The sequence below is a fragment of the Streptomyces sp. XY431 genome (assembly GCF_001279805.1).
Lineage (GTDB): Bacteria > Actinomycetota > Actinomycetes > Streptomycetales > Streptomycetaceae > Kitasatospora > Kitasatospora purpeofusca.
Genome location: NZ_LGDO01000141.1, coordinates 1 through 10555, shown reverse-complemented (window position 1 = coordinate 10555; position 10555 = coordinate 1). Strand labels below are relative to the sequence as shown.

Annotated in this window: 8 protein-coding genes, 1 tRNA gene and 1 pseudogene; 7 read left to right on the top strand and 3 right to left on the bottom strand. The window is 74.6% G+C overall.

The window, feature by feature from the left end; all coding sequences use genetic code 11:
* Positions 1 to 110 precede the first annotated feature (110 nt).
* Positions 111 to 317: a hypothetical protein gene (locus tag ADK60_RS17290; protein ID WP_045937843.1), complete on the bottom strand. Its 207-nt coding sequence runs from the start codon at positions 315 to 317 to the stop codon at positions 111 to 113.
* A 304-nt stretch (positions 318 to 621) separates the two neighbouring features.
* Positions 622 to 702: transfer RNA gene (locus tag ADK60_RS17285), tRNA-Tyr, on the bottom strand.
* Positions 703 to 916: 214 nt separating this feature from the next.
* Here ADK60_RS17285 and ADK60_RS17280 point away from each other — a divergent pair.
* The 7 genes from ADK60_RS17280 to ADK60_RS17255 all read left to right on the top strand — a co-directional run bounded on the left by ADK60_RS17280 (position 917) and on the right by ADK60_RS17255 (position 9941).
* Positions 917 to 1405 carry a YajQ family cyclic di-GMP-binding protein gene (locus ADK60_RS17280; protein ID WP_030393881.1) on the top strand — a complete coding sequence of 163 codons (489 nt, stop codon included), beginning with the start codon at positions 917 to 919 and terminating at the stop codon, positions 1403 to 1405.
* Between the two features lie 152 nt (positions 1406 to 1557).
* The gene (locus tag ADK60_RS17275) at positions 1558 to 2178 is read left to right on the top strand and encodes a nucleotidyltransferase domain-containing protein (protein ID WP_107094642.1); all 621 of its coding nucleotides are present in this window, start codon (positions 1558 to 1560) and stop codon (positions 2176 to 2178) included.
* Between the two features lie 291 nt (positions 2179 to 2469).
* Positions 2470 to 2604 carry a hypothetical protein gene (locus ADK60_RS47690; RefSeq protein WP_266269970.1) on the top strand — a complete coding sequence of 45 codons (135 nt, stop codon included), beginning with the start codon at positions 2470 to 2472 and terminating at the stop codon, positions 2602 to 2604.
* A 56-nt stretch (positions 2605 to 2660) separates the two neighbouring features.
* Positions 2661 to 3545: an MbnB/TglH/ChrH family RiPP precursor modification enzyme gene (locus ADK60_RS17270; RefSeq protein ID WP_079008446.1), complete on the top strand. Its 885-nt coding sequence runs from the start codon at positions 2661 to 2663 to the stop codon at positions 3543 to 3545.
* Positions 3546 to 3548: 3 nt separating this feature from the next.
* Positions 3549 to 4439 (top strand): hypothetical protein, encoded by an 891-nt coding sequence (locus tag ADK60_RS17265; RefSeq protein WP_053647036.1) that lies wholly within the window; start codon positions 3549 to 3551, stop codon positions 4437 to 4439.
* A gap of 1 nt (position 4440) precedes the next feature.
* Positions 4441 to 6429, top strand: a complete 1989-nt coding sequence (locus ADK60_RS17260; protein WP_053647034.1) for a glycosyltransferase — start codon at positions 4441 to 4443, stop codon at positions 6427 to 6429.
* A complete protein-coding gene (locus tag ADK60_RS17255; RefSeq protein WP_053647032.1) occupies positions 6426 to 9941 on the top strand; it encodes an ABC transporter ATP-binding protein in 3516 nt (1171 codons plus the stop codon). The genes ADK60_RS17260 and ADK60_RS17255 overlap by 4 nt, the downstream gene beginning before the upstream one ends.
* Positions 9942 to 10073: 132 nt before the next feature.
* On the opposite strand, the pseudogene ADK60_RS17250 reads toward ADK60_RS17255, so the two are convergent.
* Positions 10074 to 10555 (bottom strand): annotated as a pseudogene (locus ADK60_RS17250) (hypothetical protein); the annotation flags it as partial.

Here is a 10555-nt window from a genome sequence, read left to right as displayed (position 1 = left end):
CACCGCCCCCGACACCCCCGCCGCCGCAGCCCTCCTCCTCACCACCCACCTGGAAACGGAGCACGGCTCCTGACCCGCGTTTCCGTGGGTCAGGAGCCGTGCTCCGTCCGTCAGTAGGAGTCGGGGGCCGCGTGGGGCGGGTACTGCGGCGGCTGCGGCGCACCCGAGCGACGGCCGGCCACGGCCGCGGCGAGTGCCAGCAGGGCTTCGACCTGCGCGACCTGCGCGCGCAGCTCATGGGTGGCCGCCATCCCAGTGATCTTGGTCTGCGCCAGGATGTCGCTCGCGGCCTGGGCGTGTGTCTCATAGCTGGCCATACCGAACTCCGACGTGTTGGGTCGTGGGAACCGAGCTACGTCGACGGTAAGCCCGGGGCTCGGCACCGGCACCTCGCGAGCGAGCCGGTCCCGAGCCGAACCGAACCACCGGAACCGACCGGCGCCCCGGCTCCGGGCCCCGGTCCGCACCTGGTCCGTACACACCGGCCGGCACGAGGATCCGGGCGGGACGAAGTGAGGCGGACCACCTCTGGCGGACCGCCCCGGCAGGCCGGCGTCCGCATACGACAAAAACAGCCTCTGATCTGCGTTTCCGCAGATCAGAGGCTGTTTTTCTATCCTGTGGCTGGTGCAGGGTTCGAACCTGCGTAGCTTGCGCGACAGATTTACAGTCTGCTCCCTTTGGCCGCTCGGGCAACCAGCCAGGATGTTCGTCTTGCGGGGCTTGCCCCGTTCGACTGGGTAAACCTTACCCGATGCCGGGGGGTGGTTCGCCACCCGGTTCCCGGGGCCGGACGGGCGGGTGCGGCGTGGGCGTCCCGGGCGGGGGTGGGGGTCGGCTGGATAGGCTGGGACGGCGGACGCCCGGTGGGGCGGGCCGTGTCAGTGCAGCCAGAACATCAAGGAGACCAACACCCATGGCCGACTCCAGTTTCGACATCGTCTCGAAGGTCGAGTGGCAGGAGGTCGACAACGCGATCAACCAGACCTCCCGCGAGATCTCCACGCGCTTCGACTTCAAGAACGTCGGCGCCGAGATCAAGCGCTCGGGCGAGACGATCGAGATGAAGGCCAACGGCGAGGAGCGCGTCAAGGCGATCCTGGACGTGCTGCAGAGCAAGTTCATCAAGCGCGGCCTGTCGCTCAAGGCGCTGGACGCCAAGGAGCCGCAGCTGTCCGGCAAGGAGTACAAGATCTTCGCGGACGTGAAGGAGGGCATCTCCCAGGACGATGCCAAGAAGGTCGCGAAGATCATCCGGGACGAGGGCCCGAAGGGCGTCAAGGCGCAGGTCCAGGGCGACGAGCTCCGGGTGACCTCGAAGAGCCGTGACGACCTCCAGACCGTGCAGGCCCTGCTCAAGGGCAAGGACCTGGACTTCGCGCTCCAGTACGTGAACTACCGCTAGCCCCGGGCCGCCGCCGGTGCGGCGACCGGTCGAGGGCGTGGTGACGAGGACAGCCTCGCCGCCGCGCCCTCGTCGCGTTCCGGGGTCGGCGCGTTCCGGGGTCGGCGCGACTGGTGAGGCGGGAGGTGTTTGATATGTGATATGTTACAGCGGTGATTATTCGGGGGAAAGATCACAGGAGTGTCGAGGCATCTGCTCCACTCCTGGAAGCGGGCCGGCTGTTCGCCGGCTTCGAAGGCTCGTGGTGGATCGCGGGCGGATGGGCCGTCGACCTTGAAGTGGGGCGGGTCCGACGCACCCACACGGACGTCGACGTACTGGTGCTGGCCCGGGAGTCCGAGCTGCTCGCCCGTCACTTCGCGGACCGTCCGCTCACCGTGACCGACCAGCAGGACGGCGCGCGGCGCCCCTGGATCCCGGGGGAACCGCCGGAGCCCGGCCGCGAGACCCTGTCCCTGGACGCCAGGGGAACCGCCGGACCGGTCGAGATCCTGTTCGGCGCCGCTGACGGCGCGGACTGGGTGTTCCACCGCGGCCGCCGCACCCGCCGTCCACTGGAGGCGCTCACCCGCACCTCGCCCGGCGGACTGCCGTACCTCTCGCCCGAGGTCGTCCTCCTGTTCAAGGCCCGTGACGGGCGCCCCAAGGACGACGCGGACTTCGCCGACCTCGCCCCACTGCTCACCGAGGAGCAGCGGACCTGGCTCGCGCCGCGCCTCGCCCCGCCGGGCGCACCCGCGCACCCGTGGTCGGCCCGGCTCGCCGCGCACTGACGCCCCACCGGCCGCCCAAAGCCGCCCACGGCCGCTCACAGCCGCCCGCAATACCTCGCCGAATTCACCGGCCTTGATTTCTTGACATTCTCACGACATGCCCCAGGGATTCCCTCGGGCATTCCCCAGGCATGCCCGCAGAACGCCACCGGGACGCCCGAAGGAATACTTCCGAAAGAAACTTCCAGAGGATCCGGAAAGCCATTGCCCCCACCCGTGCAATGTCATACGGTACTCACGTCCCGGCCGGTCGCCCGACCGGTCGGGAGGACTGTAAGAAAGGGGATGGAAATGGCGACGACCCTGCTCGAGGCCGCTCCGGCGACCGAGGTCGAGAACGAGCTGGACCTGACGATCGAGCTGCTCCCGGAGCTGCCGTCGATCGACGTCAACATGGGCCGCTACTGCTCCTGCGAGTGCTGGTAGTCCATGTCCGGGCGGCCCGCCCCCACCGTTCCGTCCGAAATGAGGTCCGTACGGCCATGAATACAGCGGTGCCCGAACTCGGGACCGGTATCGGGTACCGGGAACCGATTCACGAGATCGCCACCGACCCGAGTCTGGTCGAATGGGTAGAGGTCATATCCGAGCATTACATGGGGACGACCGGAAAACGGGAATCCCTTGATTCCCTGACGGCGCGGATCCCGGGAATTCCGATCGTCCCGCACGGCATCGAGATGTCCATCGGGTCAGTCGGGGACGACGCCCGGTGGGACGCATATCTGGAAGAGCTCGCCGCAGTGGTCGAGGGCTTCGACGCCCCCTGGTTCAGCGACCACCTCTGCTTCACCCGCACCTCGACGGCCGAACTCGGTACCCTGCTGCCGCTGCCCCGCACCCGGGAGAGCGCCCGGCACGTCGCCCGCCGCGCCCGGCGGGCCGTGGAGCGGGTCGGCCGGCCGTTCCTGCTGGAGAACATCGCCTACCACTTCAGCTGGGGCGACGAGCTCACCGAGGCCCAGTTCGTGACGGAGATCGTCGAGGCCTCGGGCTGCCACCTGCTGCTCGACCTCACCAACCTCAGCTACAACGCGCGCAATCACGGCTTCGACGCCCTCGACTTCATCCGGGAGATCCCGTACGAGCGGGTCGTCCAGGTCCATCTGGCGGGCGGGGTCGAGGAGGAGGGCACCTATTTCGACACCCACTCCATGCCGGTGCCGGAGCCGGTCTGGGAGCTGCTGGACGACCTGCTGGAGTTCCACCGGGTGCCCGCCGTGATGCTCGAACGGGACCAGCGGCTCGACCGGACCGAGGAGATCGCCGCCGACCTGCGCCGGGCGACGGACCTGCGGCGACGGCCCGCCGACCCGCGCCGGACGACCGCCCCGAGCCGGACGACCGCCCCGAGCCGGAAGGGCTGACCGGTGGACACCCGCATCGGATTCGAGCTCATCTCCCTGCTGATGGCCTCCCGGCAGGAGCGCGAGCGCTACCAGGACGACCCCGACGGCTACCTCACCGCGCGCGGGCTCACCCCCGACGAGGCCCGGAGCTTCCGGACCGGCGTCGCACCCGACCGGATCGCCGTCTCCGCGCGGATCTCCGCCCGCAAGCGGTACTCGCGGGCGAGGACGCCGTACCCGACCCTGACCCGGATCGTGGAGACGCTCGGGACGCACACGGACCGGGCCAAGCTCGACATCCCGTTCGGCCTCGCCGACCCGGAGCGCTTCCGCGAGGAACTGCGGACCGCCGCCCCCGGCCTCGGCGACGCGTGCGGACAGTGCCTCCCCGAAGCCGCCCGGCACGACGAGGACCGCGGCCGGCTGCTGGCGCAGGCCCGCCTCGCCCAGGCCCTGGACGGACCGGCCCACCGGCGGGCCGAACCGCTCCCCGGCCCCGCGGCGGCCGGGGCCGGCGCGACGTCGCCCGGCCCCGGCGTCCACCACCTGGCCGGCCACGCGATGCTGTGCTCCTACGCCAGCGACCTGCCGGCCCTCATCGCCGCGACCGCGCCCGCGCCCCCAGCGGCGACCGCACCCCCGGTCGCGACCGCACCGCCGACCGCGACCGCGAGCGCCTCCGGCGAGTCCGCCGCGTTCACCTGCCGCCCGACCCCCAGCCACCTGCTACTGGTGCGGACCGGCCGCTCCGACATCGCCACCGTGCGCCTCGCCGCCGGCGCCCACGCGGCGGTCGCCCGGCTCCAGGCCGGGACACCCGCCTCCGTCGTACTCGCCGAGTACGGCCCGGCCGCGGCCCGGCTGATCGCCGAGCTCGTCCGCATCAACGTCCTCCTCCCCGCCGAGAGCTGACATGCGCATCTGTTTCGTCGTGAAATTCCCGCCCACCCAGGGCGGAGTCGCCGTCCGGGCGGCGCTGCTGGCCCGGGCACTCGTCCGCCGGGGCCACGAGGTGCACGTGGTGACCAACGCCTTCGAGGTCGCCGACACGTACCGGATCGCCGGAGCGGCCTCGGCGACCTCCGTCACCGTCGTACCGCTCACCCCTCCGACGACCGCGATGCGCCACATCCCGCAGACCGACGCGACCGTCTCCCGGCTCGCCGGCGCCGCCGCCCGGGTGATCCGCGCGCACGACTGCGAGGTGGTCTACTCCAACTACCTGGAGCCCTGCGGGGTCGCCGCCCACCTGGCCTCGCTGTGGACCGGGGTGCCGCACGTCCTGCGCTCCGCCGGGACCGACCGCAACCGGCTGATGAACCACGGGGACCTCCAGACCACCTACAAGGAGGCCCTGCTCGGGGCCACCGCGATCGTCGCCGCCCCCGGCCCGCTGCCGGGCCTCGGCGTGGACCGCTCCCGCTTCACCGGCGCCGTCCAGCCCGTCGTCCCCACCGAGCTGTTCCACCCCGGCGCGGCCCCGCTCGACCTGGCCGCCCTGGCGGCCGGGGCCGCGGCCGGCGGCGCCGATCTGCCCGACCCCGCGCGGCTCGGCGACGGCACCCCGGTGATCGGGTACTACGGGAAGGCCAACGCCAGGACCGGGCTGCGCCACCTGGTCGAGGCGATGGCCCTGATGAGCGGCCCCCGGCCGTACGTCGCCGCCCTGGTCGGCGGCAGCGTCCCGGCCGAACTCCGCGCCCGGATCGACGCCCTGGGCCTGACCGACCGGTTCTGGCTGCTGCCCTTCGTCCCGGTCGAGCGCGTCCCCGGCTACCTCCGGGCCTGCACCGCCGTCGCGCTCCTCGAACACGACTTCCCGATCCGCCAGCACATCCCCACCAAGCTCCGCGAGTGCTTCGCCACCGGCACCGCCGCGATCGCCACCCGCGAACTGATCCGCAAGGAGAGCACCGGCGACCGGGCCGAGCACCGGCGCAACCTCTACGTCGTGCCGGACCCCACCGACCACGCCGGCCTGGCCGACCTGCTCGGCCGGGTCTGCGCCGACCCGGCCGAGGCCGCCCGGGTGGGCGCCGCGGGCCGGGACCTCCTCGACGGCGAGACCGACCTCGACGCCTGGGCCGACCGGTACGCCGGGATCTTCCAGGACGCCGCCCGGCGCGGCGGGCGGTCCACCGACCCCGCCGCCGACGGGCCGGCGCCGGAGGAGCTCAGGCTGCTGCTGCCCCTGACCGCCGAACTCCTCGGCGACGGGTTCGACGAGGAGTTCACCCGCTTCGAGCAGGAGGAGCGCACCCGCTCCGCCGCCCTTCGGCACCCGTCCGCCCCCCTTCGGCACCCGTCCGCCGCCCGCGCGCTGGTCGGGACGGCGGCCGCCTTCGCCCGCCACGTCCAGGAGCACGGGCCCGCCCTGCGCCCCGGCGTACCGGCCGTGCTGTGGCGGATCCAGGCCGCCGCCGCCTGGCTGGGCCTCGACCTCGGCCACCACCTGGGCACCCCCTACCTGCCGCCCCCGGCCCCGCGGGACGGCGGCGCACCGGCGCCCGGCCCGGTCCGGAGCGGCCAGCTGCGCCTGCTCCGGCTCGACGCCGCCGAACTGGCCGCGGCCGTCTCCGTCGAGGGCCTGCCCCGGGTACGGGAGGCCGTCGACACCTGGCTCGCGGCACCCGGCGGCACACCGGACGGCGAGGACGGCGTGTGCCTGCTCCTGCAGCGGCTGCCCAACCTGGAGACCCGGGTCTACCGGATCGGCCGCGCCGTCGAGAGCTGCCTCCGGCTGGCCGACGGGAGCGCCGACGCCGCGACCCTCGCGGACCGCCTCGGCGCCCGGCCCGAGGCCGTCGCCCGGCTCCTCGCCGAACTGGCCGACCGCGGGCTGGTCCAGCCGGACGCCGCGCCCTCCCCCGTACCGCCGGCCGACCCGGACGTGCTGCTGTGACGGTCCCGGCCGGCCGGGGCGGCTGGGCCCGGCGCCTGCTCGGCCACTGCCTGCGCCACCCCGGCCGGCTCGCCCTCGCCTGCGGCTCCTCGGCCGCGGGCGTGGCCGTCATGGTCACGGTGCCGCAGTTGCAGCGGATCACGCTCGACGAGGCGGTGCTCGCCGACCGCAGGCCGCTGCTGCCGCTGGTCCTCCTGCTGACGGCGCTGGCGTTCGCCGTCTACGTGCTCTCCTACCAGCGCCGCAAGCACTCGTCCCGGCTCGCCCTCGCCGTGCAGCACGACCTCCGCACCGAGCTGTTCGACGCGCTCTCCCGGCTGGACGGCGCCGGCCACGACCGGCTGCGCAGCGGCCAGACGGTCTCCCGGGCCGACAGCGACACCGCCCTGGTGCAGGGGTTCCTGACCATGGCCCCCACCCAGCTCGGCAACCTGCTGATGGCGGCCGGCGCGCTCGTCGGGATGGCCTCCCTGTCGCCGCTGCTCACCGCGGTGACCGCGCTGGCCTTCCCGCCGCTGTGGTTCACCGCCGCCCGGGCCCGGCGCCGGCTGTTCCCCGCCGACCGGAAGGTCCAGCAGCTGACCGGCGAGGTGGCCGAGGTGGTGGACCACGCCGTCGCGGCCGTCCGGGTGGTCAAGGGGTTCGGCCAGGAGCGGCGGGAGCTGGGCCGGCTGGACGCGGCGGCGCACCGGCTGTTCCTGGCCCGTCGGCACGCGATCCGGCTGACGGCGCGTTACGACCCCTGGCTGCGCGCCCTGCCCGTGCTCGGCCAGCTGGGCACGCTGGCGGTCGGCGGCCGGCTGGTGATGGACGGCCGGCTGTCGCTCGGCGCCTTCCTCGCCTTCACCGGCTACCTCGCCCTGCTGGTCGGTCCGGTGCGGATGATGGCGGGCCTGCTGAACACGGTCCAGCAGGCGAGGGCCGGCGCCGGGCGGGTCTTCGAGGTGATCGACACCCGCCCGGGGGTCGTGGAGGCCGCGGACGCCGTGGAGCTGCCCCGCTCCGCGGCGCCGGCCGTGGAGTTCGACCGGGTCCGCTTCGGCTACCGCGCGGGCGAACCGGTCCTGGACGGACTCGCCCTGACGGTGCCGGCGGGCAGCACCGTGGCCGTGGTCGGGCTGCCGGGCTCCGGCAAGTCGACGCTGGCCGCGCTGCTGACCCGGTTCTACGACGCCGACGACGGGGCGGTGCGGGTCGGCGGCGAGGACGTCCGCGCGCTGACCCTGCGCTCACTGCGCGCGGGCGTCGGCGTCGTCCCCGAGGACAGCTTCCTGTTCGCCGACACGATCCACGCCAACATCGCCTACGGGCGGCCGGAGGCGACCGAGGAGCAGGTGGCCGCCGCGGCCCGGGCCGCCGGGGCGCACGCCTTCGTCACCGCCCTGCCGGACGGCTACCGCACCCGTCTCGACGAGGGCGGCCTGCCGCTGTCCGGCGGCCAGCGGCAGCGCCTGGTGCTGGCCCGGGCGCTGCTCGACGACCCTCCGGTGCTGGTCCTCGACGACGCCACCTCCGCCGTGGACGCCCGGACCGAGGCCGGGATCCACACCACCCTGCGCAGCGTCCTGGCCGGACGCACCGGTCTGCTCCTCGCCCGCCGCCCGTCCACCCTGGCCCTCGCCGACCGGATCGCGGTGCTGGACGGCGGACGCCTGGCGGACTTCGGCACCGAGGCCGAACTGCGCGCCCACAGCCCGCTGTTCCGCCGGCTGTTCGACGAGGCCGGACCGGACGACGCCCGGCGGGCCGCCCCCGCACCCGGCGCGCCGGACCGGACGGCCGGACCCGAGGTGCTCGAACTGCCCGCCGCCGACCGGGACCTCACCCTCGGCCGACTGCTCCGGCCGCTGCGCCGGCCGCTGCTGCTCGCACTGCTGCTGGTCGCCGCCGACACCGCCGGGGTCCTGCTGACCCCCTTCCTGGTCCGGACCGGCATCGACTCCGGGGTGAGCCGGGACCGGCCGGAGGTGCTCACCGCCGTCGCCGTCCTGGGCGCCCTGGCGGTGCTGCTCGGGGCGGGGATCCAGTCGGTGTCGATCCGCACCACGGCCGGCACCGCCGAACTGCTGCTCCACCGGCTGCGGACCACCGCCTTCGGCCATCTGCAGCGCCTCGGGCTGGCCTTCTACGAACGCGAGGGCGCGGGCCGGCTGCTGGCCCGGATGACCACGGACGTGGACGCGTTCGCCGGGTTCCTGCGGGACGGCCTGGTCCAGGCCCTGATCGGCGGCCTGACCCTGATCGGGACCGTGGCCGTCCTGCTCGCGCTCGACCCGGCGGCCGGCCTCCCGGCGTGCGCGATGCTGCCGCTGATGGCGCTGGCGACCGTGCTGTACCGGCGGGCCTCCTCGCGCGCGTACGGCACGGCCCGGAAGCGGGCCGGCGCCGTCACCTCCGACCTGCGGGAGAACCTGGCGGGGATGCGGGTGACCCAGGCGTTCCGCCGGGAGGACGAGCGGCGCGCGCGGTTCGCCGAACGCAGCGACGGCTACCGGCGCAGCCGGGGCCGGGCGCAGCGGGCGCTGGCGCTCTTCTGGCCGTTCGGGCAGTTGCTCGCCGGGCTGTCCGCCGCGCTCGTGCTGCTGGTCGGCGGTGAGCGGGTGCGGGAGGGCTCGATGTCGGCCGGCGCGCTGCTGGCCTGCCTGCTCTACCTCGACCTGCTCTTCGCTCCGGTCCAGCAGTTGGTCCAGGCGCTGGACGGCTACCAGCAGGCGGCGGTCGGCCTGCGCGGGCTCCGGGAGCTGGCCGCCGAGCCGACCGCGCCGACGCCGGCCGCCCGCCCGGTGCCGCTGCCGGCCCGGTCGCCGGGGGAACTCGTCCTCGACCGGGTGGAGTTCGGGTACGGCCCCGACCGGCCGCCGGTGCTCCGCGGACTGTCGCTGACGATCCGCGCCGGGGAGACCGTGGCGCTGGTCGGCGCCAGCGGGGCGGGCAAGTCGACGCTGGCGAAGCTGGTCTCGCGCTTCTACGACGTGACCGGCGGCGCCGTCCGGCTGGACGGGACGGACATCCGCGACCTCGATGTCACCGAGTACCGGCAGCGGGTGGCGATCGTGCCCCAGGAGAACAGCCTGCTTCCCGGCACCGTCCGGGAGGTGATCGCCTACGGGCGCCCCTGGGCCGGTGAGGCCGAGATCGAGGCCGCGGCCCGCGCGGTCGGCGCCCACGCGATGATCGCCGGCCTCCCGGACGGGTACGACCACCGCCTCGCCGAGGGCGGCCGCGACCTGTCGGCCGGACAGCGGCAACTGCTCGCACTGGCCCGGGCGGTGCTGACCGCTCCGGCGGTCCTCGTCCTGGACGAGGCGACCGGCGCCCTCGACCCCGAGACCGAGGCGGCCGTCCTCGCCGCAGCCGGACGGCCCACCACCCTGGTGATCGCCCACCGGCCGTCGACGGCGGCCCGGGCCGATCGCGTGGTGCTGCTGGAGGACGGTCGGGCCGTGGCGGTGGGCAGCCACGAGGAACTCCTCGCTGCCGGCGGCGCCTACGCGGGCTGGCACCGCTCCTGACCCCGGTCGGCGGTGGAGGACCCCGGGCAACCGGACGGCCCGGGCAGCAGACGGCCCCGGTCGGGAGCCCTGGGCGGGCTTCCGGCCGGGGCCGTCGTCAGCGGGGTGCCGTCAGCGGGGACGCAGTCGGCGTCAGCGGGTGGCAGCGGCGGCGGCCGCCGCGTCGCCGAGGGCCTTGGCCTGGGACTTGAGGGCGGCCAGCTGGTCCGTCAGCGAGGCCGGCGGGGCCGGGGTGGTCGGCGGGGGTGTCACGACCGGGGGTGCGACGGTCGGCGGCGGGGTGGGGAGGGTCGGCGGCGTCGGGAGCTGGCCGAGCAGGCCCTGGAGGGTGCTCTCCAACGAGGCGAGGAGCTGCTGGACCACACCGAGGTCGACTCCGCCGAGCAGGGCGGGGACCGCCGAGAGCAGGCCGCCGACGAGGTCGAGGACACCGCCGAGGGCGGAGGTCGGGTCGGGGGCGGCGGCCGGGAGCGCGGGGGCGTCCGGCAGGCCCGGAACCGTCGGGGCGGCGGGAGTCGCCGGGAGCCCCGGCGCCGCGGGGAGAGCGGGCAGGCCCGGCAGTGCGGAGAGACCGGGCAGTGCGGGGAGACCCGCCGACGACGTCGGGGCGACGG

Excerpts from the sequence above, each read along its gene's own strand:
- ADK60_RS17290 (WP_045937843.1), bottom strand. The coding sequence starts at position 317 with ATGGCCAGCTATGAGACACACGCCCAGGCCGCGAGCGACATCCTGGCG.
- ADK60_RS17280 (WP_030393881.1), top strand. The coding sequence starts at position 917 with ATGGCCGACTCCAGTTTCGACATCGTCTCGAAGGTCGAGTGGCAGGAG.
- ADK60_RS47690 (WP_266269970.1), top strand. The coding sequence starts at position 2,470 with ATGGCGACGACCCTGCTCGAGGCCGCTCCGGCGACCGAGGTCGAGAAC.
- ADK60_RS17270 (WP_079008446.1), top strand. The coding sequence starts at position 2,661 with ATGAATACAGCGGTGCCCGAACTCGGGACCGGTATCGGGTACCGGGAA.
- ADK60_RS17260 (WP_053647034.1), top strand. The coding sequence starts at position 4,441 with ATGCGCATCTGTTTCGTCGTGAAATTCCCGCCCACCCAGGGCGGAGTC.